We start from the raw sequence: 279 nt of genomic DNA, 5'->3' as shown, positions 1-279 counted from the left end.
CTGGGTTGATAGGCCGGATATGGAAGCACGGTAACGTGTGGAGTTGACCGGTACTAATAGGCCGAGGGCTTGTCCTCAGTTGCTCGCGTCCACTGTGTTAGTTCTGAGACAACGAACAGTTGTCGGCTTTGAGTAGAACAAACAATTGAAGAGTGTGCTTGTTCGCTCGAAACCATTAGGGTTTCGGTGGTTATAGCGTAGGGGAAACGCCCGGTTACATTCCGAACCCGGAAGCTAAGCCTTACAGCGCCGATGGTACTGCAGGGGGGACCCTGTGGG

General features: G+C 53.4%; 2 rRNA genes. Both read left to right on the top strand.

What is annotated here, in order from left to right:
* A 23S ribosomal RNA gene (locus OO68_RS41945) occupies window positions 1-77 on the top strand; the annotation flags it as partial.
* 105 nt (window positions 78-182) lie between these two features.
* Window positions 183-279: ribosomal RNA gene (rrf, locus tag OO68_RS43380) — 5S ribosomal RNA — on the top strand; the annotation flags it as partial.

This window comes from Streptomyces iakyrus (genome assembly GCF_000717055.1).
Taxonomy (GTDB): Bacteria; Actinomycetota; Actinomycetes; order Streptomycetales; family Streptomycetaceae; genus Streptomyces; species Streptomyces iakyrus.
This window is presented reverse-complemented; position numbering and strand designations above follow the sequence as displayed.